Below are 26032 nucleotides of genomic sequence, written 5' to 3'. Positions count from 1 at the left end.
GTCAGAGCGATGCGCACTGCTGGTCTGCCCACTGCCGCCATACGGCGTGGATCTCAGAGTGATGCGCCTCGTCGACGATCGAGCGAGCCATCGCGCCTTCACCGGCGAGGTGCAGCACGGTGGCGTCGGGCGGACCCTCGGGCCGCCAGCCGGCAGCGGTCGCCGTGTCCAGCACGCGGGCGCCAAGAACGCCTGGCAGTGCGCGGGTATGCCGATCGAGCACGAGGTCCTCGGCCAACAGCGGCCGTCCGTCGTGCCAGATCCGAGTGCGGCAGGTCAGCTCGCCGCCCGCCTGCCCGGCCCGCCCGAGCACGACGGTGTCGCGCAGCAGCAACCGACCATGGCCGGCGACGTCGGCGTGCGTCTCTCGGTGCACCTGCGCGCCGTCGGAGAGCACCAGCGGCTCGGCATGCCACACCAGCCGCGCACTGGGGCCCACCTGAATCTCGTTGTCCCAGTGGCTAATCCGACCGCCGCCGGCGTACGCGACGGTGCCGGCCACATCACGCACCACGAGGCAGGTGCCGTCCTGGGCGCTCAGCTCGACCCGGAGGTGATCGCCGCCAAGCAGCGTCGCGCCGGTCGCGACGAGCGCGATCTCGACAGTGGTCCCGTGCTGCCGGACGACCCGTGGCGCCAGCAGGCCGGTGGCCAGCTCGACCTGTACCGACCCGTCGGCGGTGAGCCGGGCGAGCACGCGGGTGGTGCGGGCGGTCACTGCGTGTGACTGTGCGCGGCCATCGGTCCCGGGTCGTGCGCGGTGTGCGTGCCCGCGTCATACGACGCGAGCGTGGCGAGCACCCAATCACACACTGCCGACACGGACTTCGTATCCAGCCGGCTCAGCCCGATCACCGGCCGGCCGTCCCGTGCCGCCGTTCCTTCCTGCACCATGCGGGCGGCGTCGACGTCGACGTATGGCGCCAGGTCGGTCTTGTTGACGATCAGCAGATCGGCGCGGGCGATGCCCGGGCCGCCCTTGCGGACCACGTCTCCGCCGCCTGCGACGTCCAGCACGAAGATCTGCGCGTCGACAAGTGCCGGCGAGAAGGTCGCGGTCAGGTTGTCGCCACCGGACTCCACCAGCACCAGTTGCAGACCCGGGTAGTCGCGTTCCAGATCCTCGATGGCGATCGAGTTCATCGTGATGTCGTCACGGATCGCGGTATGCGGGCATGCTCCGGTCTCGACCGCGCGGATCCGGTCCGGGTCGAGCACCCCGGCGGAACGCAGCAGCCGGGCATCCTCGTCGGTGTAGATGTCGTTGGTGACCACGCCCAGCTGGAGCCGGTCGGTCAGCCGGCTGCACAGCAGCCCGATCAGCGACGACTTGCCAGTGCCGACCGGCCCGGCGATGCCGAGCCGCATGGCGCGAGTGGGGGTTTCAGGCACGGAAGAGCCTCCTTGATGCGTTGCCGTGTGCGTGCTGCCACAGTTCCATCTCCGGCGCCGCGGCAGCCGGTATGTCGTCCGGGTCGTCCAGCCCCTGCACTTCCGTGACGACCCGGTCCGCCTCGTCACCCGCCGCCACCGCCCACGACACCGTGTCGACCGGGTCGCACGGTGTCAGTTTGAGCGCGGCCGAGCAGACCGATTGGACGTCGTCGTGGCAGATGATTCTCGCCAGTTCGGCTGCGCTGAGGTCCCAGGAGTGCGCGAGGGCCGCGACGGCGAGCGGGCGGGGGAGCGCCGGGGTGGCTGTCGCGAACCCGGTCAATCGCTGGTGCAGGCGCAAATAACCGCGCCCGGCCTCGATCGACGCAGCCTGCACCACCTCGCTCGGTGTCCGCGCGCACCAGGCGTCGACCACCGGGTCGAGGGGCGCACCGGCATACAGCAGACGCAGTCCGACGACTGCGGTGCCGGCGTCGACCCGCACGCAGGTGCGCAGCCGGCTGACGATGAATCCCGGGATCGACGCGGGCGAAAGCCCGGTAAGCAGCGCGGGCTCCAGGCCTGCCGACTGCGTGTGCCCACCTGTCGGCAGCCGGGCATCGCCCAACAGCAGCGCACCTCCGGACATCATCAGAAGAGCGAATACAGTTGGGCCAGCGGCAGTTCCGTCGCGGGCTGCGGTTCGACCTCGGTGCCGTCGATGGCGATGCGGAAGGTCTCCGCATCGATGTCGATGCGCGGTGTTGCGGAGTTGTTGATCATCCCCGCCTTGGTCACCGCGCGGGTGTCGCGCACTGCGGCCAGGACACGCCGCAGACCGAGCCGGTCGGCCAGACCCGTCTCCAGCGCGAGCGGTGACACGAACGACATCGAGTGGTCCGCCCCGGCACCGGCGACCAGCGCGGGCCGCATCAGCACGGGCTGCGGGGTGGGGATCGATGCGTTGGGGTCGCCGAGCGCTGCCCAGACGATCGCACCGCCCTTGCACACCAGGGACGGCCGGACCCCGAAGAACCGCGGATCCCAGACGACCAGATCGGCCAGCCGGCCGGGTTCGACCGAACCGACGAGATGGTCGATGCCGTGCGCGATTGCAGGATTGACAGTGTATTTCGCGATGTAGCGCCTGGCTCGCTCGTTGTCGGCGGGCAGCGTCTTGCCGAGCGAGCCGAAGCGTTGCTTCATCACGTGCGCCACCTGCCAGGTGCGCGTGATCACCTCGCCGATGCGACCCATAGCCTGCGCGTCCGAGGAGGTGATCGACAGCGCACCCAGGTCGTGCAGCAGGTCTTCGGCGGCGATCGTCGTCGCCCGGATGCGGGACTCTGCGAAGGCCAGGTCCTCGGGCACCGACGGATTCAGGTGGTGGCACACCATCAGCATGTCCAGATGCTCGGCAACCGTGTTGATCGTGTGCGGCAGGGTCGGATTCGTCGATCCTGGAAGGACATTCGGACGCGACGCGATCGACAGGATGTCCGGTGCGTGACCGCCACCCGCGCCCTCGGTGTGGAAGGCGTGGATGCTGCGCCCGCCGATGGCGCGGAGCGTGGACTCGACATACCCCGCCTCGTTCAGTGAGTCGGAGTGCAAGGCGACCTGCAGACCGAACTCCTCGGCCGCGCGCAGCGCCGCGTCGATCGCCGCCGGTGTCGCGCCCCAGTCCTCGTGGACCTTGTATGCCGCGGCGCCCGCGAGCGCCTGCTCGCGCAAGCCCTCGGCGCTGACGGTGTTGCCCTTGCCCATCAGCAGCAGGTTCACCGGCAGGTCGTCGAGACCGCGTAGCACCGAGCGCAGATGCCACGGCCCGGGTGTCACGGTGGTCGCCCGGCTGCCCTCGGACGGCCCGGTCCCGCCGCCGCCGAGGGTGGTGAGGCCGGCGGCGAGTGCCTCGTGGACCTGCGAGGTCGACAGCAGGTGCACGTGCATGTCGATGCCGCCGGCGGTCACGATGCGGCCTTCGCCGGAGATGATGTCGGTGCTCGGGCCGATGTGCAGCTGCGGGTGCACGCTCTCGGTGATGTCCGGGTTGCCGGCTCGGCCGAGGGCGACGATGCGGCCGCCTGTGATGCCGATGTCGGCTCGCACGACACCCCAGTGGTCCAGGACGGTCGCGCCGGTGATGACGGTGTCGGGAGCGCCTTGCGCGCTGGTGGTGCTGCCCTGCGCCATCGACTCCCTGATCGACTTACCGCCGCCGAAGACGGCCTCATCGCCATACGACAGCACGGGATCGGCGCCATCGGCGGTGGTTCCCTCGGCCACCAGGTCGCGCTCGATCTGGATCCACAGATCAGTGTCGCCCAGGCGCACCTGGTCACCGACCGTCGGACCGTAGAGCGCGGCATATCGTGCGCGGTCGAGTTCAGCCATCGAGTGCACCGCCTGCCGGCTTGCCGAGCTGTATCCCGGGAACGATCCGGCGTCCCGCAATGCGCACGGCGTCGACCTGCCGGCTCACGCCCGGTTCCAGCCGCACAGACGTGCCCGACGGTATGTCGAGACGAAACCCGTGCGCAGCCTCGCGATCGAAGTCCAGCGCCGAGTTGGCGTCCGGCAGATGCAGATGCGAGCCGATCTGGATCGGCCGGTCGCCGGTGTTGAGCAGCACCAGGCTGATCCGGCCGCTGTCCGGGCGCGCGTTGAGCTCGATCAACCCGTCGGCGACGCGGATCTCGCCCGGCCCGGATGCGTTGGTGGTGCTCATGATTCGCCACCTGCTGCGCGTGGCTGGATCGGATGGTGCAGGGTGACCAGCTTGCGTCCATCAGGGAAGGTTGCCTCCACTTGCACGTCCTCCAGCAGCGCAGGGACACCGTCCATCACCTCGTCGGTGTGCAGCACGTCGCGGCCCGCCTCCATCACCTCGGCGACGGTAAGCTCGCCGTCCCGCGCGCGCTCGATGACCCAGGTGGCCAGCAGCGCAGCGGACTCGGGCTGGTTGAGCTTGACTCCGCGGCGCAGCCGGTCACGAGCGATCATGCCCGCCACCGAGAGCAACAGCTTCTCGGTGTCGGCCGGTGTGAGGTGCATGCGGGCCAGTGAAGCACCCGAATGTTGCGGTCAGGTTTCAGGCAGCGTCATGCGTGCTGTGCGTCGCGGCATCCTCGAGAACGGCGGCGATGATGTCGGCCACGTCGCTCACCGGCCGGATGTCGAGAGCGTCCCTCACCTCGTCCGGCACGTCGTCCAGGTCCGGCTCGTTCCGCTTGGGAATGAAAACCGTTGTCAGCCCAGCGCGCTGGGCGGCGAGCAGCTTCTGTTTGACGCCGCCGATCGGCAGCACACGACCGTTCAGCGTGACCTCTCCCGTCATGCCGACCTCGCTACGGACCGGGTGGCCGGTCGCCAGCGAGGCGAACGCGGTCACCATGGTGACGCCCGCAGAGGGACCGTCCTTCGGCGTCGCGCCCGCGGGCACGTGCAGGTGGATCGGGCCGGTCAGCGCCGAGGTGTCGATGCCGTGCTCGGAGCCGTGGGCGCGCAGGTAGGACAGTGCGATCTGTGCCGACTCCTTCATCACGTCGCCAAGTTGCCCGGTGAGGATGAGGTGTGGCTCGCCGGCCATGTCCTCGGAGCTGTCGGCTCTCGCGGCGGGCCGGGCTGCCTCGATGAAGAGCACGTCCCCGCCCATGCCGGTGACGGCGAGGCCGGTGGCGACGCCGGGCACCGCTGTGCGCTCGACGGATTCGGGTGTAAACCGCGGACGGCCGAGGTAGCCGACCAGATCGTCCTCGGTGACCTGCACGGGTGGCTCCGCCGTGCCGGTGGCGAGGTTGGTGGCGACCTTGCGCAGGATCTTGCCGATCAGCCGCTCCATCTGGCGCATGCCGGCTTCGCGGGTGTAGTCGCCCGCCATCTCGCGCAGCGCGGACTCATCGATCGTGACGTCCTCCGTAGTGAGTGCGGCACGTTCCAACTGCCTTGGCAGCAGGTGGGTTTCGGCGATGGCGACCTTCTCGTTGTCCGTGTATCCGTCGAGCGCCACCAACTCCATCCGGTCCAGCAGCGCGCTCGGCACTGTCTCGAGCGTGTTGGCGGTGGCGATGAAGACGACGTCGGACAGGTCGAGGTCGAGCTCGAGGTAGTGGTCGCGGAACGTGTGGTTCTGCGCGGGGTCGAGGACTTCCAGCAGCGCGGCCGCCGGGTCGCCCCGGAAGTCGGAGCCGACCTTGTCGATTTCGTCGAGCAGCACGACCGGGTTCATCGAGCCGGCTTCCTTGATAGCGCGCACGATTCGGCCGGGAAGGGCACCGACATACGTCCGCCGGTGGCCGCGGATCTCGGCCTCGTCGCGCACCCCGCCGAGGGCGACGCGCACGAACTTGCGGTCCAGTGCCCGGGCAACGCTCTCGCCGAGCGAGGTCTTGCCGACTCCGGGCGGCCCGACGAGCGCGAGCACCGCGCCGGAGCCGCGGCCGCCGATGACCTCCAGCCCGCGCTCGGCGCGACGGGCGCGCACGGCGAGGTATTCGACGATCCGGTCCTTCACGTCGTCCAGGCCGTAGTGGTCCGCGTCGAGTACTTCGCGCGCCGCTGTGATGTCGGTGCGGTCGGATGTCTTTTCGTTCCAGGGAAGTTCGAGGACGGTGTCGAGCCAGGTGCGGATCCAGCCACCTTCGGGGCTCTGCTCGCTGGAGCGCTCCAGTTTGCCCACCTCACGCAGTGCGGCCTCGCGGACGGTGTCCGGCAGGTCGGCAGCTTCGACGCGCGAGCGGTAGTCGTCGGCGCCTTCCGGCTCGTTCTCGCCGAGTTCCTTGCGGATCGCATCGAGTTGCTGGCGCAGCAGGAATTCGCGCTGGTTCTTCTCCATGCCCTCGCGGACGTCGGTGGCGATCTTGTCCGAAACCTCTTGTTCCGCAAGGTGATCGCCGGTCCACGTGATCAGCGTCTCCAGGCGCCGGTCGACGTCGGGCTCCGCAAGGAGCTGGTTGCGTTGCTGAGGGGTGAGGTATGGCGCCCACCCGGCCAGGTCGGCCAGCGCGTGCGGGTCGGTGGTCGACTCGACGTGGTCGATGACCTGCCAGGCGTTGCGCTGCTTGAGGGTCGCGACCACGAGTCGCTTGTAGTCAGTGGCGAGTTCGTGGGTGCGCTCGGTGGGTTCCGACGGCTCGATGACCTCGGCTTCGACCCACAGGGCGGCGCCTGGGCCGGCGACGCCGCGGCCGATGCGGGCACGGTCTGTGGCGCGCAGCACGGCGGCCGGTCCGCCATTGGGCATCCGGCCGACCTGTTCGATGGTGGCGATTGCGCCGACCGTCGGGTACGTGTCGTCGATGCGCGGCGCGAGCAGCAGCTGCTCCGAGCCGGCGGCGCGCGCGGCGTCGACCGCCGCGCGGGCTTCGTCGTCCAGCGCGATGGGCAGCGTCATACCGGGCGGCGCCACCTGGTCGTGCAGGAACAGAACGGGAAGTTCCAGTGGTGTGGTCATTGCACTCCTTGTGGGGCGTGTGGCGACGGGCCGGGCTCGCCGGCCGCGCCGACGACCCTGCTCGCGTCGACCGCGAAAGTTGAGTCTGCTTCACTCAAGGAGTTGGACGGGGGTTTTGTTCCCACCGACTCCGGCGATGATGTCCTCATGGCTGGACCCAACTGGACCGTTCCGGGCCTCGACGCCGCGTGGTGTGCCGCACCTGTGCTGGCCGACTCGCTGAGCGGGAGGCTCGTGGAGCAGCCGGTCAGCCCCGCCTCGGTGCTGAAGCTGCCGATCGCGCTGGCGGCTGAAGCTGCAATTGCGGCCGGTGACGTGGACGGGATGGCGCGGGTCACCTTGCGTCCGGAGCATCGCACTTCTGGTCCGGTGGGTATGTCGCTCATGGCCGACCCGGTCGAGATGAGTGTCCGGGATCTCGTGGTGCCGATGCTGACCATCAGCGACAACGTCGCCACGGATGCGTTGCTGAAGGTGGTTGGCGTCGACCGGATCAACAGCTTCACGACGGCTCTCGGACTGCCGCTGACGGCGGTCACCGGTGACCTTGCGATGACCCTCGACGGCGTCGCCCGCGACTGTGGGTTCTCCGGATACCCGCAGCTGGCCGCACACGATCCGGCCGTCGACGGTCCACCGAGCGAGTCGGACCTGCGGGCCGCCATCTACATGTCGGCCGCCCTCGACCCAGGACGTGGCTGGCGGACCACACCGGCGGAGATGGTGGCACTGCTGCGGTCGGTATGGCGCGACGAAGCGGCCGCGCCTGACGTCTGCGCGCGGGTGCGTTCACTGCTGGGACGGCAGCTGACCCGCAACCGGATCGCATCCGGATTCGGGCCGGGTTGGGCGGTCGCGGCCAAGAGCGGCGGCCTACTCGGCGTCGTGCGCAACGAGGTGGGGGTCATCACCGCTCCGGATGGCGAGAGCTTCGCCGTTGCGATCTTCACCAGGCGGCAACCTGATGCGACCCCGGACCCTGCCCGCACCGACGCCGCGATCGGCCGGCTCGCACGTGAACTGGTGGAGAGCCTGCGCCGCGCCCGCTGACGGTCGAAACACTCGATGACGGTGCTGCTGCGCCGTCACCGGCCGGTTCGGCCGTCAACCGTGACGCGTGTACTCGATGACGCGGAGCTGGTCGCGTCATCGGGTGTACGACTTGCGCCGAGTTCAGCTGAACTGATTGGCGATCTGTGTCAGTCTCCGGCAGTGTGCCGGCCAGTCTGAAGTTTCGGGGAGGTTGCTGTGTCCAGGTAGGAGACCCACTGCTCCATCGATTTGTTCGCGAAGGATGTCGGCGTGGCCGGCATGACGCTGCAGGTCAGCGGTCTTGTGCACCATGATCTCGTGAAGCGTCACCTGCTCGTCTCCCCAGTGCGCGACGTGTCCGATGGCTTCGAGGGGGAGGGTGTCGATGGTGGTGTCGGCAAACGCCTGCACGCGACGGTAGAGGTCGACGAGACCGTCGACCGTCTCGTCTTCCGTCGCGTACCAGCCGGCGCACGGGTCCGGATCATCAGGCGCGACAAGCTCGTTCGGGGTCGGCCACTCGCGTCCGAAGGTCGGCCCGAAGTAGATCACCTCAGTGTTGAGCGCGTGCTTGACCAGCCCCAGCAGGTTCGTGCCGGTGGCGGTTCGCGGTAAGCGAACATCGCGCTCGGACATTCCGTCGAGCTTCCAGATCAGCACGTCGCGTGCACCCTGCAGGTAGCTCTTCAGCGCGACCTTGGGGGTGGTGACCATGCTGCCAGCTTGTCACGGTGGCGAAACCCGGTGACGTGGGTGCCCGATGATGGTCTGGTGGACGGTATCGAGCGAGTGCGCGAGCTTGCGGTTGGTGCGGACGAGGGTGCGTCGCCGTGGTGGTACGAGCAGCTGTATGCCGAGGCACGAGTCGGTGCTTCGCGCGTCCCGTGGGATCACGGGGAGCCGACGCCATACCTGGTGGCCTGGCTGCGCGAGCGTTTCCCGTCCGGGCGCGGTTCCGGTCGCGCAGTGGTGGTCGGCTGCGCGTACGGCGACGATGCGGAGCTGGTGGCGTCCTACGGCTTCGCGGTGACGGCGTTCGACATCTCGGCGAGTGCGGTGGAGACCGCGCGTAGCAGGCACCCGGCTTCGGCGGTCGACTACCGGCAGGCCGACCTCCTCGGTCTGCCGGAGGATTGGCGCGGGGCCTTCGATCTGGTCGTCGAATGCACGACGCTGCAGAGTACGCCGGTGGCGCTGCACGAGCGAGGCGCTGTCAGTGTGGCGTCGTTGTGCGCTGTCGACGGCAAGATCCTTGTCATTGCTCGCTGTCCGGCGGATGGCGATCCGCCAGGGCCACCGTGGCTGCTGAGCGAGCGCGAGGTGTGGCAGGTCGCGGCCGGCGGGGTTCGGCTCAGCAGCCTGCAACGGATCAGCATGCGTGGTGGCGATCGCTGGGTGGGCGAGTTCGTCTGTGCGTGACAAGTCAGCTGCGCACGAAGAACGGACGGCACGCCTCGAATCCGGTGATTTCGACTGGGTAGTGAGAGCCGGCGTCGGACCAGTCGACTGCGGTGAGGGTCAGGTGCTGCAGGTCCACGATGCCGTGGCCGGTGTCGTGCGGTCGGATGCTCGCGTCCCGGTAGCCGAGACGGCGGCTCACTGCGAGAGATGCCTGGTTGGTGGTCACTGCCGAGGTGATCGCGGTTGTTGCGCCCAGGCACTCGAAGGCGAAGGCAAGCACCGCCGCGCGCGCGTGCCTGCCGAATCCGTTGCCCCGGCGTGGTTTTGCGATCCAGGACGCGCTGTCGACGGTGCGGTCCGCACGGAAGCTCGTGCCCTCGAGGGTCTGGATGCCGACGGGTTCCGCGTCCCGCCATACCCCGAAGTCCAGCGCCCACTCGTCAGGGGTCCAGCAGCCGCGGTGCCGCCAGATGCTTTGGATGAGCCGGCGTTCGCGGTCGGCTGCCGGCGCGAGGTCCGGCATCGGTGGATAGCCCGGATCGAGATCGAAGTCGTCCGGGAAGACCGCGAGCAGCGCGGGGAGGTCCTGGTCTCGCACCGGCCGGAGGGCGAGTTGTGATCCGGTGATGACCAGCCGGTCGAACGGCCACGGAGAAGTCATGCGGCAAGCCTGGCAGATGCTGCATTTGGCGGCTGTGGCGTATACGGATTGGGCTATCCGTATCTGACTGCTGGATGCGGGGGATACTCGGAAAAAACATCGAAATTGCGGGAAGTATCTCTTGTTATAGAACTAGAACACATGTATGATAACTGTAGTCGACAGCATCCACGGGTGCACCGACGTCGACCACGTCACCCTCTTCCCGGACGGACCCACCGCTGTCTGGAAACTGCAATGCCTGTGCCGCCACCACCGCGCCAAACACGAAACCGGCTGGAAAGTCACGATGACCCGCACCGGGGTCTGCACCTGGACCAGCCCCCTCCGGACGCGAACACGTCACCTGGCCCGGCGACTGACTCGCTAGCCGCGAGCGCCGAGATCCTCCCGCCATACCCGGTGGGTGATCGGCATCTGCTGCGCGAAGTGCTGCTCGATCTGGCTGGCGACCTCCCGGATCTCGTGCAACGCGTCGGGCGCGGTCCGTAAACCGAGGAAATGCATCAGGTTTCGCGGGTTCGTCGTCGCCCAGAAGCTCGTCATCAGGTTGACCGGCAGCACATCGCGCGCGACCTCGCGGGCGATGCCGGCATCGAGCAGCCGCCGGTATGCAGCATGTGCGCAGCGCGTCGACTCCGTGATGGTCTCCCGGACGAGGGCGACCTGCTGCTCGTCGCCCGGCTCGAACCGATAGGAACCCACCTTGCCCTCCTGCCGCAGCGGGCGATCCGCGGGCGGCAGATAGAACCTGTCCGGCAACTCGGTGTAACGGCCGCTGATCTCGTTGAAGGAGAACGTCCGGTGCCGCATGAATTCGCGCGCCACGAAGATCGGCGTCGTCACCACGAAAGTGAACTGCCCGTGCTCGAAAGGCGAGGTATGTCGATTGCGCCACAGAAAACGGATCAGTCCCTCGACCCGGCCCTCCTGCGCCTCCTTCGCATGCGCCGCGGCGTCCTGCGACACCCACGCCGCTCGGGCGACGTCCAGGTCGTTCGCGCTCGCCCGGTATAACTCCACGGTGGATGCAGAGGTGAACGTCGGTTCGCGTTTGGTGGGCATCGCCCCAGTATCAAGCACCGCGATGAGTCACGCTGGCGACGCGATCCCGCGTAGCAACAGGTCGGCGACCTGATCCGCGAACAGGCCCGCGTCGACGTCCGGATGATCCATCAGGTGACCGACCATCGTGTCAACCAAGCCCTGGTAGAGCACGGCGGTGGGCAGTGGGTCGAGATCCGCGCGAAAGGTGCCTTCGGTGACGCCGCGTTGGAAGATCTCTGCTTGCAGGCGGTGCGTTTCGTCGTATTCGCCGCCGCCGAGTCGCAGGCTGCCGTCGCCGGCGCGCAGATTGAGGGCTATATCCCGTAGTGCGCGCACCTCCCGCGGGTGGGTTGTCGGCAGCGTCGCCGCGCGGTGGATCGCGTCGCGGATCACTTCGTCCACCGGGCCGTCGAGATCGATCTTGCTGCCCACCGTACGGCGCAGCAGCACGAGCGTTTCGCGGGCGGCGTGTTCGAGCAGTGCATCCCGGTCATCGAAGTAGTGCCAAAGCAATCCCTTTGAAACGCCTGCCGTTTCGGCGATCGCGTCAGCCGTCGCGCCCGGGAACCCGGCCGTTGCGACGACCTCGATTGCGGCCCGCGCCAACTGCCCGCGCCGCTCGTCCGGGCTGAGGCGGCGGCGTGGTGGCGTCATAGCCGTTCCCGCACGACCAGGCCGATCGACACGAGCATCAGCAGCGCGATGACGATCATCTCGGTGCGCATCCAGACTGGAAACATCGAGAGCGTCGACTCAACGACGTTGACCATGAACAGGACCCCGCTGATGATGCCGATGGCGCGCAGCCCGGCGAGGCTGCCCCGCGAGGCGGCGCGGAGCCGCATCGGAAGCAGGATCGCGAACACAGCCACGATGATCGCATGCACCCACGCGTCTCGCGGTGCGTGATCGCTCGCGGTCGCGCTGAGCACGCCGAGAGCGACGATCGTGGCGAACACGACCACGGTGTAGGCGCCGATGACCAGGCTGAGGCGACGACGAGTGGTGGATGACAGTGCAAAAGATGTATTGACCATGGAGTCAATAGTAATGACTGGACGGTCAATAATGCAACCGTCGATGGCCGTCCCCGCCGACTGACGCAGCGCAGACCGAGTGACGCAGTTGCAATTGCGTCGCTCGGTGCCAAGTGCGTCAGTCGGTATGCCGTGGCAGGCTGGCGTCAGCGAGGTGAGCCGGATGACGCACTGGGTCCTCCATGTGGACATGGACCAGTTCCTCGCTGCCGTGGAGACCCAGCGACACCCCGAGCTCGCCGGCAAACCGGTGGTCGTAGGCGGGCGCGGCGATCCGAGCGAGCGGGCGGTCGTGTCCACCGCGTCATACGAAGCCCGTGAGTTCGGCATCCGGTCCGGGATGCCGTTGAAACTCGCCATCCGCAAGTGTCCCGAAGCGATCTTTCTGCCGGTGGATTTCCCTGTCTACGAATCGGTTTCGGCCACGGTGATGCAAACGCTGCGCGACTTCCCCGGCGCGACGGTCGAGCTGCTCGGCTGGGACGAGGCGTTCGTCGGCGTCGAGAGCGACGACCCTGTCGCGACAGCGCGGGCGATCCAGAGCGCCGTCCACGAAGCCACCGGGCTGCACTGCAGCGCCGGCATCGGCGACACGAAGGTGCGCGCCAAGAACGCCACCGACTTCGGCAAGCCGCGCGGCGTGTTCCGGCTGACGCGCGACAACTGGCTCGACGTCATGGGTGACAAGCCGGTCACGGCGCTCTGGGGCGTCGGTCCACAGACGTCGAAACGACTGGCAGCACACGGGATCCACACGGTGCGCGAACTTGCGACCGCGCCCGAGGAGATGCTCGCCGCCGAGTTCGGGCCCAACACCGGCCCGCACATCGGGCGGCTCGGACGCGGGACCGGGAGTGCCGTCGTCGACGACGCTCCGTGGGTTGCGCGAGCGCACGGGCGGGAGACCACCTACCAGCAGAATCTGGTCAGCCAGGACGAGGTCCAGGCCGCGCTGCAGGACCTCGCGATGCAGGTCGTCTCCGACATACGCGCCGAAGGCAGGGCATGCCAGCGGGTCCACCTGAAGATCCGCTTCGCGCCGTTCTTCACCTTCACCAGGGTGCGCAAACTGCCCGAGCCGACGTACGACGCCACAACCATCGCGGACACCGCATTCGCCCTCTACACAAGGCTTTCCGACGATCGTCCGGTCCGGTTGCTCGGTGTGCGCGCCGAGATGGTGCCGCCCGAGGGCGGGTATGACGCGCCACGCACGCATGGCCGCCGCGGTGGTCCCTGATCGGCATCGATGCCGCTGTCGGTGCTCGGACCTACAGTCGGGCAATGACGACGATCCAGGAACGCGCCGCACATTTCACCGCGCTGCACGACGACCTGCTGGTGCTGCCCAACTGCTGGGATGCCGGCTCGGCCGCCGTCATCGAGGCGACCGGGGCACCTGCGCTCGCGACCTCGAGTGCCGCCGTCGCCTGGGCGCTGGGCCGCCCCGACGGCAATCAGCTCGACCGGGACACCATGCTCGACGCGCTGCGGCGCATCTGCGCAGTCGCGACAGTGCCCGTCTCATGCGACATCGAGTCCGGGTTCGCATCCGACGACGCCGATCTGGCCGAGACGATCGCGCAGGTCATCGAGACGGGAGTGGTGGGGGTCAACCTCGAAGACCAGGTGGATGGCACGCTGCTGCCGATCGGCGACGCGGCCCGCCGGGTCAGGGTCGTCCGCGAAGCTGCCACCCGCGCAGGCGTGGACGCCTTCTACCTCAACGCTCGCACCGACAGCTACCTGCTCGGACGGGCCGACTTCGCCGACACCGTGGCCCGCGCCCACGCCTACCTCGACGCCGGCGCGAGCGGCATCTTCGTCCCAGGCACCGCTGACCCGGAGGTGGTAAAGCGGCTGACTGCTGCGATCCCGGCCCCGGTGAACGTGCTCGCCGGACCCGGCGCACCCAGTGTCGCGTGCTTGCGCGCAGCCGGCGCTCGCCGGATCTCGGCCGGCTCGTCGCTGGCTGGCGCGATCCTCGGACACCTCCGCCGGGCGACTCAGCAGCTGCTGACCGACGGAACCTACGACGAACTGGCGGGAGGTATGAGCTGGGCAGAACTCAATGCGCTGTTCGAGCAGTCCCCGCCGTCGCCGTGACGCGCATAGCCTGCAGACGTGATCGGGGCTGCGTTCGGGGTAGTGGTCGGTGTGGCGACCCTCGGGTGGGCCGTGCGACGGGTGGTTGGGTTGCTGTGCAACCTGTTACACCGTCCGGAGGCCGCGACCGGTGACCCGATACTGGCAGCGCTGCTCGACGAGCATACGTCGCGCCACACCCGCCGGCTGGGTGTCGCAGTGGTCGAATCGGCCGCTGACACGCCGGTTGGGGTCGCCACCGTCGCGGCGACCCCCGAATCCGTCTTCGAGATCGGCTCGATCAGCAAGGCGCTCACCGGCATGCTGATCGCCGACGCCGCGCAGCGCGGCGAGCTCGATCTCGCCGACCGCGTGGCGACACATCTGCCGGAGTTGGCGCGCCGCCCAGTTGGGGACTGCACGATCGGCGAGCTGGGCTCGCACACGAGCGGACTGCCCCGCCTGGCGCTCGGCCCTCGCGCGCTGCTGCAGGTGTTCGGACTCGTCGTCGTCGGGTTGAATCCGTATGCCGGACAAGGTGTCTCGTTCGTCATCCGGGGAGCCGCCAGGGCTCGGCTGCGCACTCGCGGGCGGAAGGCCTACTCCAACCTCGGCGCCGCCCTCGCCGGTGCCGTGCTGGAGCGGGCGACCGGCTCGTCATACCCAGACCTGGTGCGCGACCGCATCGTCAACCCGCTGGGCCTGACCCACACCTCGGCCGACCATCGCGCGCCCCGTGCAACCGGCCATACCAAGGCCGGCGAGTGGGCGCGACCCTGGCGGATGACCGGGTATGCCCCTGCAGGTGGCGTCACCAGCAGCCTCGCCGACCTCGCCACAGTCGCACGTGCCCTGCTGGCCGGAACGGCTCCCGGCATCGGATCGCTCGACCGCGACGACTGCTTCTGGGTGCGCGAGCGGGGCGCGGCCGGAGGGCCGGTCGTCTGGCACAACGGCGAGACCGGCGGCTATGCGGCATACCTCGGCCTTCGTCCGGAGGCTGGCCGCGCCGTGATCGTCCTCGCCGACGTCGCTGACATGTCGCTGATCATGCGGCTGACCCAGGCGATCGGCGCCCCGGCACGCTGACTCCGGTGGCGAATGCGGAGCCGGCCTTACCGGCGCCGGTACGAACCCGGCGTGACTCCGAGTGTGTGGGAGAAGGTGTCCACGAAGGCGCTCGTCGTCGCCCAGCCCGTCGCGTGTGCCGTGCTGGTGACGGAGTTGCCTTCGCTCAGCAGCACCATGGCGGTGAACAGTCTCGCCCGGGTTCGCCATTGCGGATACGACATGCCGAACTCTGTGCGGAACAGACGCGACAGGGTGCGCTCACCCGTGTTCACCCGTGCGGCCAGCCAGCCGATCGAGCGAGGGATCGACAAATCCGCCTCGATGATCCGGCAGGCGTCGGTGAGGCGCGGGTCTGTCGGCATCGGTAGCACGAATGGCTGCAGCGGCGCACGGTGCAGCCGATCAGAGATCACCGCACGCAGGTGATGTTCCTCCCGGGCAGGAGGTTTCTCTCCGGTCAGCGCCACGAGCGACTCGCGCAGTAGCGGGTCCACCGCGATCACGGTGGGTGCATCGGTGGGCAGCGGCCCCGATCCGGCACCGAACCCCACGGTGTGGAAGCTGCTGCGACCGTAGAACCTGTGCTCGTGCCAGGTGTGCGCCGGCACCCACAGCGCCCGGTCGCGGGACGCGACCCAGGCGCCGTGCGCGGTCCGGATCGCGACCACTCCCGAACTGACGTAGATCAGCTGGTGTTCGTCGTGGTGGTGCCGATCGATGACGTCACCGCCACGGTGCAGGAGTGTCGTGGTCGCCGCGATCGGCGTATGGCGGTTCTGCGACACAACTCGGCAGAATACTGGAAGCCCGCCGAGGCTGGTCGCGGCATCGTGGATATGTGACGTTGATCCCCGCCCCGCTCACGCACAGCCCGGGCGAAGACCAGCAGACGCCGTGGCGACGGATGCGGATCTGGGCGACGGCGCATGCAGTGGACGACTTCTTCCAGGGACTGGTGCCTGCGGCGATTCCCTACTTCGTGCTCGAACGACATTTCAGCTACGTCCAGGCGTCAGGGCTGGCGCTGGCAACCACGATCGGTAGTGCCCTGCCGCAGATCGTCATCGGCGTCCTCGCCGACCGTCGTCGCCTGCCGTGGATGGCACCCGCCGGAATGAGTCTCGCCGGGATTGGAGCCGGTCTGTCCGGTCTGGTGCCGTCCTATCCGGCCGTGTTCGGCCTGCTGCTCCTGGCCGGTCTCGGGATCGCGATGTTCCACCCGCCCGCAGGCCGCGACGCGCGCCGGGCCGCCGGCGCGAGCGCGACTGCGATGAGCTACTTCGCGGCCGGCGGCAGCGTCGGCTTCTTCGTCGGACCTGCGCTGGTCACCCCTGCATTGGACGGGCTGGGTATCGGCGCCACAGCGCTGTTCATCCCGCCCGCGGTGCTGATGGGCTTCATCCTGCTGCGACACAATCGCCGCTCGAGCGCGGCGAGCAGGCGCGTCACACCACGCGTCGGCGCTGACCGAGTCGGTCTCTTCGCCCTGCTGACGGCGGCCGAGATCATTCGCTCGGCAATCAGCAACGGCGTCAACACCTTCATCGCGCTCTACTGGATCAGGCATCTGGGCGCCTCCGGCACAGTCGGTGGTGCCGCCCTCACTCTGGAACTCGCCGGTGGTGTGGTCGGCACTCTGGTGGGCGGGCGCATAGCGGACCGAATCGGGCTGGTGCGCACGGTGCAGATCGGCAACGCCGCGTTGCTCCCCGCCATGTGGGCGCTGCTCGCATGTCACCAGCGGTACGGCGCGCTGCCTCTGGTGTTTCTGGTCGGATTGGTCACCAACATCCCGTTCGCGGTGCTGGTCAAGCTGGGACAGGATTACCTGCCGAGCCGCCCCGGCACGGCCGCGGGTGTCACCCTCGGTCTGGCGATCAGTGCCGGTGGGCTGTTCATGCCGCTGCTCGGAGTGGTTGCCGAGCACCACGGACCCGGAGGAGCGCTCGCTGTGCTGGCTACGGTTCCGATCGCCGCCGTGGTGTTGTCGTGCGCGTTGCGGGAGCCCGGCCGACCGGATGATGTGCCCGGCTGAACCACCTTCCGGGGGCGCCTCACTCATTCAGGCACCTTGGCTCGTTAGGCTTCCGGGGTGTCCTCGGGAGTAACCGGCTACTTGGTGCTGCTCGGCGTCGGTGTCGCCGGCGCCGTGCTTTTCGGTGCCGCCATGATCTCCCGGCGGCTGCTGGCGCCCCGCGCACCCGGCCTGGCGAAGCTGACGACGTACGAATCCGGTGTCGACCCGGTGCAGGGCGGCTGGGCGCAGACGCACTTCCGCTACATCACCTACGCCTTCCTCTACGTCATCTTCGCCGTCGACGCCGTCTACCTCTTCCCGTGGGCGCTGGTGCTGCGCGACCACAGCCTCGGCGTGGCGAGCCTGGTGGAGATGGCGATCTTCGTTGTCGTCGTCCTCGTCGGACTGCTGCATGCCGCTCGCCGCGGCCTGCTGACTTGGGGGACTCGCAGCGATGACCACTGATCTGCCGATGCCCAAGGTCGGCATGGCGCACGAAGTCGCGCCCAAACCGATGCGGGTGGTGCTCAACTGGGGCCGCCGCTACTCCCTGTGGGTCTTCAACTTCGGACTCGCCTGCTGCGCAATCGAATTCATCGCCGCCTCGATGGCCCGTCACGACTTCATCCGGCTAGGCGTCATACCGTTCGCACCCGGCCCGCGCCAGGCCGACCTGATGGTCGTCTCGGGCACGGTCACCGACAAGATGGCGCCAGCCGTCCGCCGCCTCTACGACCAGATGCCCGAGCCGAAATACGTGATCAGCTTCGGGGCGTGCAGCAACTCCGGCGGCCCCTACTGGGACTCCTACTGCGTCACCAAGGGCGTCGACCAGCTCATCCCGGTCGACGTCTACGTCCCCGGCTGCCCGCCGCGACCCGAAGGACTGCTGCACGGCATCCGGGTGCTGCAGGAGCAGATCGCCGCCGAGAAGCTGCAGGCGTCCGGGCTGCGCGCCAAGCTGACCGGGTATGCCGGCCGCAAGGTCACCGCCGCTGAGGCGACCCGGCCACTGGTGCAGCCGCCCGCCGAGGGAGCGTCATGACCGACGCGACCGCGCGCCTGCGGACCCTCGACTGCACGCCTGAGGATTGGCTGGATACCCTGCAGGAGCAGCGCGACGCAGGTTTCGCCTTCTTCGACTTCCTCACCGCCGTGGACAACACCGACGCTGGCGACGAGCCCGGTTTCGACGTCGTCGTTCACCTCTACGACCTGTCGCCCGGCGCGCTGCGCGAAGTGCTGGCGCAGACACACATCACCGACGGCGCCTCGCTGCCGAGTTGCACCCCGCTCTGGCCGGGCGCCGCCTGGCACGAGCGCGAAACCTTCGAGATGTTCGGCATCGGCTTCGACGGGTTCACCGAGACCGGCGGCGGAAAGCTGCGAAAACTGTTGCTGCCGGACGGTTTCGACGGCAACCCGCTCCGCAAGTCGTTCGTCCTCGCCTCCAGGGTCAGCAAGCCTTGGCCGGGCGCCAAGGAGCCCGGTGGCAGTGGCACTGATGGCAAGCCGGCGCGTGCCCCGCGCCGCCGGATGCAGCCCCCCGGCATACCCGACGAGAGCTGGGGACCGAGGTGAACGACTTCGTCGAGATCGTCATCCGGTCGGTCTGCGTGCTCGCCGCCTTCCTGGTGCTCCCGCTGCTGGTCGGCCAGACCGAGCACAAGGTCATGGGCCACATGCAGGGCCGCCTCGGCCCGATGGAGGCCGGCGGATTCCACGGCTGGGCCCAGCTGATTGCCGACGGCGTGAAGTTTGCCCAGAAGGAGGACATCGTCCCGCTCGCGGCCGACAAGCGCGTCTTCCGCATCGCCCCCGCGCTAGGCATCGTCGCCTACCTGCTCGCGCTCGCCGTCATACCCTTCGGTCCGCACTTCTACGGCGCGAACGTGCCGGGCAGCCTGGTCTGGCTGCTCGCCATCGGCGGCATCGGCACCCTCGGCACGCTCATGGCTGGCTGGTCCAGCGGCAACAAATACTCGCTGCTCGGCGGCATGCGCACCGCCGCCCAACTCGTCTCCTACGAGCTGCCGCTGATCCTGGTGTGCGCGTCGTTCGCGATCGCGGCCGGCTCGCTGTCGCTGGTCGGCATCGCCCATGCCTGGAACCCCTGGTGGCTGATCTGGCAGCTGCCGGGCGCCCTCGTCTTCCTCGTCGCCGCCACTGCCGAGCTGCAGCGCCCGCCGTTCGACATGCCGGTCGCCGACTCCGAACTGGTCATGGGCCCCTTCACCGAATACACCGGGCTGCGGTTCGCACTCTTCCTGCTCGCCGAGTATGCCGGCATCGTCGTGATGTCGTTCCTGCTCGCCGCGCTCTGGCTCGGTGCCTGGGCCGGCCCGCTGCCGGACTCGCTCGGCTGGCTCTGGATGTTGATCAAGGGAGGGATCTTCGCGTTCGTGATCATCTGGATCCGGGTTGCTTGGCCGCGGCTGCGCGAGGACCAGCTGCAGCGCGTCGCTTGGCTCGGTCTGGTCCCGATCGCGTTGCTACAGCTGGCAATAACCGCAGTCGGAGTGGTGGTGACTTCCCGATGAGCAAGTTCCTCGGCGGCCTCGCCAAGGGTATGGCGACCACGGCGCGCACCATGGTCACGCACGCGCACACCCAGCAATACCCGCATGTTCGGCCCGACCTGCCCGATCGCAGCCGCGGCGTGATCGCGCTGCTGGAGGAGAACTGCACCTCCTGCATGCTCTGCGCGCGCGAGTGCCCCGACTGGTGCATTTACATCGACTCGCACAAGGAGACCGTGCCGCCTGGACCGGAAGGCGGGCGTGCCCGGCAGCACAACATGCTCGATCGCTTCGCCATCGACTTCAGCCTGTGCATGTACTGCGGGATCTGCATCGACGTGTGCCCGTTCGACGCGCTCTTCTGGAGCCCCGAGTTCGAGTATGCCGACGGCGACATCCGGAACCTGTTGCACGAGAAGGAAAAGCTGGGGGAGTGGATGCGCACCGTGCCGCCGCCGGAGGCCGTGGAGGGTGACGTGTCGTGACGACATACGACGTGCTCTTCACTATCGCGGGCACGATCAGCGTCGCTGCCGCGCTGCTTGCGGTGAGCACCAAACACCTGGTGCACTCGGCGCTGTGGCTGATCGTCAGCCTGGCGTCGCTGTCGGGCTGCTATCTCGTGCTCGGCGCCGAATTCGTCGCGCTGGTGCAGTTATTGGTGTATGTCGGTGCCATCGTCGTGCTGGTGCTCTTCGCGCTCATGCTCACCCGCGCACCGATCGGGCGCAGCGCCGAGCACGATACGTCACGGGTGCAGCGCGCCGCCGCATTGGTTGTCGGTGCCGCGACCGCGGCACTGCTGGCCAGCGTGCTGATCAGCGCGTTCGGCAACGACAAGAAGCGCGTGAACGGCGGCGGCACGCACCTGCTGGCCGCGCGACTCTTCGGCAGCTGGGTGTGGCCGTTCGAGGTGCTGTCCGCGCTGCTGCTGGTGGCGCTCGTCGCCGCACTTGCCCTGGCACGGTTGCCGATCGGGCCACGGGGCGACGCCGACGGGGTGCCGCGATGATCCACCCCGTGCTGCCGATGATCCTCGTCGGACTGCTCTTCGGCATCGGCCTCTACGGCGTGCTCGCCCGGCGCAACGCCATCCTGGTGCTGATCGGAGTCGAGCTGATGCTCGCGGCCGCCGGGTTGCTCTTCGTGACGGTCGGTGCGCTGACCAGCGACACTCTGCGTGCCGGTCAAGTCATGACCATCTTCGTGATCACCATCGCGGCGGCCGAGATCAGCGTCGCCCTCGGCGTGATCCTTGCCGTCTTCCGCGCCCGGGGCAACATTGACCTGACCGAAGCGGGTGAATCCGAATGATGCTGGGCGACGGCCGCTTCGACAGCTCGACGCTCGCGCTGGACTTCGCGCTGCAGCCGAGTCACCTGGTCGTGCTGCTGCCCGCGGCGATCCCGGTGCTGGTGATCCTGCTGACCCGTCGCAGCGCGGCAGCGTTCGTGGTCTCCGCAACGCTGAGCTTCCTCGGTCTCGCCGCGGCAATCGCCCTGCTCGCGCAGCAAGCGCGCGGCGGCGCGGTCGCCTCGCCCGGCACGATCGGGCAGCTGCCCGTCGGGCCTGGCTTCAGCATCCCGCTGCACCTGCAGGTCGACCGGCTCTCCGTGCTGGTCGCGGTCGCCGTCGGGCTGGTCTCGTGGGCGGTGCAGCTCTTCACCCGGTGGTATCTCTACAGCGACCCGCGCTACCGCCAATTCGCCGCAACGGTGGGCCTTTTCACCGCCGCGATGCAGCTCGTGGTCCTGTCCGGGGACCTGCTGCTGACCCTCATCGGCTGGGAGCTGATGGGCTGGTGCTCCTACCTGCTCATCGGGCACGAGTCGGAGCGTTCGAAGGCCCGCCGGGCGGCATACAAGGCATTCCTGGTCACCCGGATCGCCGATACCCCGCTGGTCATCGGTCTGGCGATCCTCGCGCTCGGCGCCCGCAGCACCGACCTCGGCGTCGTCGTCACCCACTGGACCCATGCCGCCGCCCACCACCACACGGCACTCGCCGCCGCGCTGCTGTGCCTGATCTGCGCGGTCGCCGGCAAGTCGGCACAGGTGCCGTTCCAGGACTGGCTGCCCGACGCGATGGAAGGCCCGACCCCGGCCTCGGCGCTCATCCACGCGGCGACCATGGTCGCCGCGGGCACCGTCGTGCTCGGCAAGCTGGTCGCACTGCTCGAACTGTCCGATCCGGCGCGGCTGGTGCTCACGATCGTGGCGTCGGTCTCGATGGTCGGCGCCGGCGTCCTCGCCTTCCTGCAGCATGACCTGAAACGACTACTCGCCTGGTCGACCGTGTCCCAGGTCGCGCTGATGCTGCTCGGCCTCGCGGTCGTCACGCCGCGTGCCGGCGCCGATCTCGGCATCGCCCACCTGCTGTCGCACGCGATGTTCAAGGCGCTGCTCTTCCTGATGATGGGCTGGCTGTCGGTGCTGGTTGCGGGCACAACCGTCGAGCGGCTGTCCGGCGTGCTGAGCAAGTACCCGGGATGCCGCCGGATGGTCGGCATCGGTCTGCTCGCGCTTGCCGGTGTCCCGCCCTTCGCGGGTTTCGTGTCCAAGGACCTGATCATCGACCAGGCAGCCCGTGGCGGCATCGACGGAGACACGAGCGCGCGCATCGCCTTCGCCGCGCTGGCGTGCGTGGTGCTGCTGACCGCGGCGTACAGCATGCGGATGTGGCTGATCCTCATTCACCGCACCGGTGCCCAGCGAGTGCAGGCACTCGAAGTGGTCGAGGACAGCTACGCCGTGCAAGAGGTCGGCATCGTCGACATGCTCGTCGGACTGCCACCTGTCGACCAGCACGGCCGCCCGATCGATGGCGCCGTCGCGCAGCCCGCGCCGATCGCGGAGGTGGAAGAGGAGGATGACCTGCTGGTCCACCAGCAACCCGGCGGTGGTGCGCGCTTCGGGTTGCAGCTGCTCGCGCTGCTCTCGGTGGTCGGCGGGTTGCTGATCTTCTCCCCGATGCTCGACGTCGACTGGAAACATCCGAACGGCTGGCTGATCGGTGCCGGTCTGTTGCTGATGGGCGCGGTCGCGTTGCTCGTGCGGATGATGTCGGTCGGCACGGTGTATGGCGACGCCGCCGCGCGTGTGCCGGTCTTCGTGCGTGCTGCGGCGTCCCGGGGCTTCGACGTGGACCGCATCTACGTCGCGGTCGTCCGGCCGGTCGTCGGCCTGGCGCACGTGGTGACCCGGCTGGAGGGCCGACTGGATGCCGGAGTGCAGCGGCTTCCCGAGGCGTCGGCAGCGCTTGCTCGCCGCACCGCCCGGCTGCACACGCACCGTCCGACCACCGGACTGCTCGCGGTCTCGGTCGGGCTCGTGGCGGTCGGTCTGATGGGCGTGATCCTGTGGTAGCCGCACTCCTCGTCGCCCCGCTTGCGCCGATCGTCGCCGGTCTGGCACTGGTTGTCGGCGACCGCAGCGCCCGCGCGGTGAGCCGCCACACGGCATACATCGTCTCGCTGGTCGTGACCGTCCTCGCGTTGCTCGCGTGCGTGGTCATCGCTGTGCAGCGCCCGGTGCTCGACCGGCAGTGGGTGCCCGAGATCGGCATGCGCCTGCACCTGGCGGTCGACGGCATCAGCGTCCCGCTGCTGCTCATGACGGCTGCTGTCGGCGTGCTCGTCGTGCTGCATGCGCGGCATGAGCAGCCCGAAGGCGGCACTCCCGCAACGTTCTTCGGCTGTCTGTTGCTTGTGATCGGTGGCGGCATCGCCAGCTTCCTGGTGCAGGACGCGATCAGCTTCTTCGTCGCCTTCGAGGTCGTCCTGGTGCCCATGTGGGTGCTGATCGGCCGGTTCGGCGACCGGCGTGACGCCCGCGAAAGGTCCCGTGCCGCAAACACCTTCGTGCTCTACACGGTGCTCGGCTCGACGCTCATGCTCGTCGGGATCCTGACCATGACCTTCGCCGCAGGCACCAGTGACTTCGCCGGACTGGCAGCGCACCGACTGCCCGCCGGACAGCAGACCGCGGTCGCGCTGATCCTGCTCATCGGGCTCGGCATCAAGGTGCCGATGTGGCCGCTGCATTCCTGGCTGCCGCGAGCGCACACGGTCGCGCCGACCGCCGGCTCCATGCTGCTCGCGGCGGTGCTGCTCAAGATGGGCACCTACGGACTGGTCCGGCTGGTCATCGCGCCGCTGCCCGACGGCGTCCAGCGACTCGCCCCATATGTCGCGACGCTCGCGGTCATCGGCATCATCTGGGGCGGCCTGGTGTGTCTGGTCGAACGCAGCCTGAAGCGACTGGTGGCGTGGTCGTCGGTGGCGCACATGGGATTCGTGCTGCTCGGGCTGATGAGCGGCACCGCGATCGGGCTGCAAGCGGCGCTCTACGCCAACATCGCCCACGGGGTGATCTCTGCGTTGCTCTTCGCCGTGGTCGGCGGACTCAAACACCGCTGGGGCAGCGACGATCTGGACACGGTGCGCCGGTCACTGCGCGACATCTCCCCGCGGCTGAGCCTGGCCCTGGTGATCGGCTTCGCCGCGTCCATGGGGCTGCCCGGACTGGCGGGCTTCTGGGGTGAGGTACTGGCCATCTTCGGGGCGTGGAGCCCCGGCGGGGACCGGCCGCTGGGCTGGTTCCGGGTGCTGGCCGCGGTGGCGTCGGTGGGTGCGGTGCTCGCGGCCGCCTATGCGCTGCGCGTGCTGCGGATCGTCTGGCAGGGCCGCGCCGAGGGCGGAGCGCCGCCCGCCGCCGAGCCGGAAACCGATGCGCACGGCAACGAATGGCTGGTCGCCGGCGCCCTAAGTGTTGCCGCGATCGCGCTGGGCGTCGTACCCGTCGTGCTGCTGCACACCACCTCTGACGCAGTCACCCACCTGATGGCGGTGACCGGGCGATGAAGCTGACCTATCACTGGTGGCTGCTGGCGCCAGTGCTCATTCCGGCCGTTGGCTGCGTACTGCTGCTCGTGCTGGACGCGCTCCTGCCACGGCTGGGCCGGTCGCACTGGGCCATCGCCGCGGTGCTGCTGCTCGCCGGTGCGGCCGCCGCGGTGCCGGGGGTGCTGCCCTCCGCGGACGACCCGCGCGACACCCTGTGCCTGCCGCATGGGGGCGCCTGCCTCTACTCCGTCGATCACGTCGGCGCCGGGCTGCAACTCGCGGCACTGGTGAGCGGTGCGGTGATCGCGTTGCTGGCATTGCCGATCCGCGTGCCCGCAGAGCGGGCAGCCGTGCAGGCGACGCTGCTGCTCGCGGCGACCGCCGGTGCCACAGGCGTGGTCGCGTCGCGGGATCTCGGGTCGTGGCTGGTCATGCTCGAGCTCGCGACCCTGCCGGCGATCGCGCTGGTCGCGCTGCGCGCCCGCCGCGCCGCGGTCGACGGTGCGCTGGCGCTGCTGACGACCGCGCTCGTCAGCTTCGCGATCACCGCGATGGGCGCCGCGCTGTGGTTCGCCGCCACCGGGTCGGCATTGCTCAGCGGCGACGCCGTGCTGCACGCCGCACAGGATCCCGACTCGCGCCGGATCCTCGTGCTGGCAGTGGTTTTCATCCTCGCCGGGCTCGGTTTCAAACTCTCGCTCGTCCCGTTCCACGCCTGGACGCCGGAAGCCTTCAGCGGGGCGTCGGTGCCGATCGGCGGCTTCCTGGCGGTCACCTCCAAGATCGCCGCGCTCGCCGCGCTGCTGGTCATCTTCCGGGGGGTGACCGTGCTTGGCACCTCCGCGCTCGCCGCTGTCGGTGTCCTGGCTGCGGTCTCGATGACCCTCGGCAACGTGATGGCGCTGCGGGAACGCAATGCGCTGCGCTTCCTCGCCTGGTCGACCGTCTCCCAGGCCGGCTGGGTCGTGCTGCCGCTCGCCGCGGTGTCATCGCGGGCCGTCCGGTCGGCCGCCGCCTACCTCATGGTTTATGCGCTCGCAACCCTCGTCGTCTTCGCCGTGGTGACGGCGCTGGCGCATGCCGACGGTCGTGCGGACGCGACCGATCTGTCGTCATACGGGGGGCTGCTGCGACGCCGGCCGTTGCTCGCCGTCACCCTCGCGCTCGGGCTGCTGACCCTGATGGGCCTGCCGCCGGCCGTGATCGGCCTGGTCGCCAAGGTGGCTGCGATCGGCCCTGTGGCCGGTGGGCGCATGTGGATCCTGGCCGTGATCGCGGCGCTCAACGCGATGCTGGGAGTCGCCGTCTACCTGCGCTGGCTGCGCATCCTCTTCGGGGCGCGCAAGGACCCGGAGCACGCCGACGCGCTGCATCCGCTGCACCGGATCCTGGTCATCGTCGGCGCCGCCGCGCTCGCGGTGACCAGCATTGCGCCGCAGTGGCTGCTGCAGTTCGTCGGCCGCTGAGGCCGGAACAAACCGGGTGGTCAGGCG

30 protein-coding genes are annotated in these 26032 nt (G+C 68.9%); 17 read left to right on the top strand and 13 right to left on the bottom strand.

What is annotated here, in order from left to right; genetic code table 11:
* Position 1: 1 nt before the first annotated feature.
* The 7 genes from EFY87_RS11010 to lon are packed head-to-tail and all read right to left on the bottom strand — an operon-like array spanning position 2 to position 6826.
* A complete protein-coding gene (locus EFY87_RS11010; RefSeq protein ID WP_123271524.1) occupies positions 2–718 on the bottom strand; it encodes an urease accessory protein UreD in 717 nt (238 codons plus the stop codon).
* A complete protein-coding gene (ureG, locus tag EFY87_RS11005) occupies positions 715–1392 on the bottom strand; it encodes an urease accessory protein UreG (protein ID WP_342769118.1) in 678 nt (225 codons plus the stop codon). Before ureG ends, EFY87_RS11010 begins: the two co-directional genes overlap by 4 nt.
* The gene (locus EFY87_RS11000) at positions 1385–2026 is read right to left on the bottom strand and encodes an urease accessory protein UreF (protein WP_123271522.1); all 642 of its coding nucleotides are present in this window, start codon (positions 2024–2026) and stop codon (positions 1385–1387) included. The genes ureG and EFY87_RS11000 overlap by 8 nt, the downstream gene beginning before the upstream one ends.
* Entirely contained in the window at positions 2026–3768 is a 1743-nt protein-coding gene (locus tag EFY87_RS10995; protein ID WP_123271521.1) for an urease subunit alpha, read from the bottom strand. The genes EFY87_RS11000 and EFY87_RS10995 overlap by 1 nt, the downstream gene beginning before the upstream one ends.
* On the bottom strand, positions 3761–4102 hold the full coding sequence (gene ureB / locus EFY87_RS10990) for an urease subunit beta (protein WP_123271520.1): 342 nt from the start codon (positions 4100–4102) through the stop codon (positions 3761–3763). Before ureB ends, EFY87_RS10995 begins: the two co-directional genes overlap by 8 nt.
* Positions 4099–4428: an urease subunit gamma gene (locus EFY87_RS10985; protein WP_123271519.1), complete on the bottom strand. Its 330-nt coding sequence runs from the start codon at positions 4426–4428 to the stop codon at positions 4099–4101. Before EFY87_RS10985 ends, ureB begins: the two co-directional genes overlap by 4 nt.
* A 37-nt stretch (positions 4429–4465) precedes the next feature.
* On the bottom strand, positions 4466–6826 hold the full coding sequence (gene lon, locus EFY87_RS10980) for an endopeptidase La (RefSeq protein WP_123271518.1): 2361 nt from the start codon (positions 6824–6826) through the stop codon (positions 4466–4468).
* Between the two features lie 147 nt (positions 6827–6973).
* On the opposite strand from lon, the gene EFY87_RS10975 reads away from it, so the two are divergent.
* Positions 6974–7876: a serine hydrolase gene (locus EFY87_RS10975; protein ID WP_123271517.1), complete on the top strand. Its 903-nt coding sequence runs from the start codon at positions 6974–6976 to the stop codon at positions 7874–7876.
* A 123-nt stretch (positions 7877–7999) separates the two neighbouring features.
* Here the strand turns inward: EFY87_RS10975 and EFY87_RS10970 are convergent, their stop codons facing one another.
* Entirely contained in the window at positions 8000–8572 is a 573-nt protein-coding gene (locus tag EFY87_RS10970; RefSeq protein WP_123271516.1) for a DinB family protein, read from the bottom strand.
* A 39-nt stretch (positions 8573–8611) separates the two neighbouring features.
* Between EFY87_RS10970 and EFY87_RS10965 the strand changes: the two genes are divergently transcribed.
* Positions 8612–9277, top strand: a complete 666-nt coding sequence (locus tag EFY87_RS10965) for a class I SAM-dependent methyltransferase (protein WP_158607592.1) — start codon at positions 8612–8614, stop codon at positions 9275–9277.
* A 4-nt stretch (positions 9278–9281) separates the two neighbouring features.
* Here the strand turns inward: EFY87_RS10965 and EFY87_RS10960 are convergent, their stop codons facing one another.
* Positions 9282–9920, bottom strand: coding sequence for a GNAT family N-acetyltransferase (locus EFY87_RS10960; RefSeq protein WP_123271514.1), 639 nt, complete (start codon positions 9918–9920; stop codon positions 9282–9284).
* 145 nt (positions 9921–10065) lie between these two features.
* Between EFY87_RS10960 and EFY87_RS20010 the strand changes: the two genes are divergently transcribed.
* Positions 10066–10290, top strand: coding sequence for a hypothetical protein (locus EFY87_RS20010; protein ID WP_148043307.1), 225 nt, complete (start codon positions 10066–10068; stop codon positions 10288–10290).
* Here the strand turns inward: EFY87_RS20010 and thyX are convergent.
* Genes thyX through EFY87_RS10945 form a run of 3 tightly spaced genes read right to left on the bottom strand, consistent with a single transcriptional unit; the run spans position 10287 to position 12004 of the window.
* Complete coding sequence (thyX, locus tag EFY87_RS10955) at positions 10287–10985, bottom strand: FAD-dependent thymidylate synthase (protein WP_123271513.1); 699 nt, start codon at positions 10983–10985, stop codon at positions 10287–10289. The genes EFY87_RS20010 and thyX overlap by 4 nt on opposite strands.
* A 27-nt stretch (positions 10986–11012) precedes the next feature.
* Positions 11013–11573 carry a TetR/AcrR family transcriptional regulator gene (locus tag EFY87_RS10950; RefSeq protein WP_158607591.1) on the bottom strand — a complete coding sequence of 187 codons (561 nt, stop codon included), beginning with the start codon at positions 11571–11573 and terminating at the stop codon, positions 11013–11015.
* A 44-nt stretch (positions 11574–11617) separates the two neighbouring features.
* Positions 11618–12004, bottom strand: coding sequence for a hypothetical protein (locus EFY87_RS10945; protein ID WP_123271511.1), 387 nt, complete (start codon positions 12002–12004; stop codon positions 11618–11620).
* Positions 12005–12167: 163 nt separating this feature from the next.
* Between EFY87_RS10945 and EFY87_RS10940 the strand changes: the two genes are divergently transcribed.
* From EFY87_RS10940 to EFY87_RS10930, 3 genes are read left to right on the top strand one after another with little or no spacing between them, the layout of a single operon-like run.
* Positions 12168–13244, top strand: a complete 1077-nt coding sequence (locus EFY87_RS10940) for a DNA polymerase IV (RefSeq protein ID WP_123271580.1) — start codon at positions 12168–12170, stop codon at positions 13242–13244.
* A 44-nt stretch (positions 13245–13288) separates the two neighbouring features.
* Entirely contained in the window at positions 13289–14110 is an 822-nt protein-coding gene (locus tag EFY87_RS10935; RefSeq protein ID WP_123271510.1) for an isocitrate lyase/PEP mutase family protein, read from the top strand.
* 18 nt (positions 14111–14128) lie between these two features.
* The gene (locus tag EFY87_RS10930) at positions 14129–15178 is read left to right on the top strand and encodes a serine hydrolase domain-containing protein (protein WP_123271509.1); all 1050 of its coding nucleotides are present in this window, start codon (positions 14129–14131) and stop codon (positions 15176–15178) included.
* A gap of 26 nt (positions 15179–15204) precedes the next feature.
* Here EFY87_RS10930 and EFY87_RS10925 read toward each other — a convergent pair whose 3' ends face one another.
* Positions 15205–15945: an AraC family transcriptional regulator gene (locus tag EFY87_RS10925; RefSeq protein WP_123271508.1), complete on the bottom strand. Its 741-nt coding sequence runs from the start codon at positions 15943–15945 to the stop codon at positions 15205–15207.
* A gap of 53 nt (positions 15946–15998) precedes the next feature.
* Here EFY87_RS10925 and EFY87_RS10920 point away from each other — a divergent pair, with 53 nt between their 5' ends.
* From EFY87_RS10920 to EFY87_RS10870, 11 genes are read left to right on the top strand one after another with little or no spacing between them, the layout of a single operon-like run.
* Positions 15999–17195 carry an MFS transporter gene (locus tag EFY87_RS10920; RefSeq protein WP_220093599.1) on the top strand — a complete coding sequence of 399 codons (1197 nt, stop codon included), beginning with the start codon at positions 15999–16001 and terminating at the stop codon, positions 17193–17195.
* 57 nt (positions 17196–17252) lie between these two features.
* Positions 17253–17642, top strand: coding sequence for an NADH-quinone oxidoreductase subunit A (locus EFY87_RS10915; protein WP_245988588.1), 390 nt, complete (start codon positions 17253–17255; stop codon positions 17640–17642).
* Positions 17632–18222, top strand: coding sequence for an NADH-quinone oxidoreductase subunit B (locus EFY87_RS10910; protein ID WP_123271506.1), 591 nt, complete (start codon positions 17632–17634; stop codon positions 18220–18222). Before EFY87_RS10915 ends, EFY87_RS10910 begins: the two co-directional genes overlap by 11 nt.
* Positions 18219–18758 (top strand): NADH-quinone oxidoreductase subunit C, encoded by a 540-nt coding sequence (locus EFY87_RS10905; RefSeq protein ID WP_123271505.1) that lies wholly within the window; start codon positions 18219–18221, stop codon positions 18756–18758. The genes EFY87_RS10910 and EFY87_RS10905 overlap by 4 nt, the downstream gene beginning before the upstream one ends.
* A complete protein-coding gene (locus tag EFY87_RS10900; protein WP_245988587.1) occupies positions 18755–19717 on the top strand; it encodes a complex I subunit 1/NuoH family protein in 963 nt (320 codons plus the stop codon). Before EFY87_RS10905 ends, EFY87_RS10900 begins: the two co-directional genes overlap by 4 nt.
* Complete coding sequence (locus tag EFY87_RS10895) at positions 19714–20181, top strand: NuoI/complex I 23 kDa subunit family protein (protein ID WP_123271503.1); 468 nt, start codon at positions 19714–19716, stop codon at positions 20179–20181. Before EFY87_RS10900 ends, EFY87_RS10895 begins: the two co-directional genes overlap by 4 nt.
* Positions 20178–20708: an NADH-quinone oxidoreductase subunit J family protein gene (locus EFY87_RS10890; protein ID WP_123271502.1), complete on the top strand. Its 531-nt coding sequence runs from the start codon at positions 20178–20180 to the stop codon at positions 20706–20708. The genes EFY87_RS10895 and EFY87_RS10890 overlap by 4 nt, the downstream gene beginning before the upstream one ends.
* Positions 20705–21010, top strand: a complete 306-nt coding sequence (nuoK, locus tag EFY87_RS10885; protein WP_123271501.1) for an NADH-quinone oxidoreductase subunit NuoK — start codon at positions 20705–20707, stop codon at positions 21008–21010. The genes EFY87_RS10890 and nuoK overlap by 4 nt, the downstream gene beginning before the upstream one ends.
* A complete protein-coding gene (locus tag EFY87_RS10880) occupies positions 21007–23061 on the top strand; it encodes an NADH-quinone oxidoreductase subunit 5 family protein (protein WP_123271500.1) in 2055 nt (684 codons plus the stop codon). The genes nuoK and EFY87_RS10880 overlap by 4 nt, the downstream gene beginning before the upstream one ends.
* Positions 23055–24557, top strand: coding sequence for a complex I subunit 4 family protein (locus EFY87_RS10875; RefSeq protein WP_123271499.1), 1503 nt, complete (start codon positions 23055–23057; stop codon positions 24555–24557). The genes EFY87_RS10880 and EFY87_RS10875 overlap by 7 nt, the downstream gene beginning before the upstream one ends.
* Positions 24554–26005, top strand: coding sequence for an NADH-quinone oxidoreductase subunit N (locus tag EFY87_RS10870; RefSeq protein ID WP_123271498.1), 1452 nt, complete (start codon positions 24554–24556; stop codon positions 26003–26005). The genes EFY87_RS10875 and EFY87_RS10870 overlap by 4 nt, the downstream gene beginning before the upstream one ends.
* Positions 26006–26032: the final 27 nt, after the last annotated feature.

The sequence above is a fragment of the Flexivirga caeni genome, assembly GCF_003724155.1.
In the GTDB taxonomy this organism is placed as follows: domain Bacteria; phylum Actinomycetota; class Actinomycetes; order Actinomycetales; family Dermatophilaceae; genus Flexivirga; species Flexivirga caeni.
Note: the sequence above shows the minus strand (reverse complement) of the source record. Positions and strands in the feature narration are given on the sequence as shown.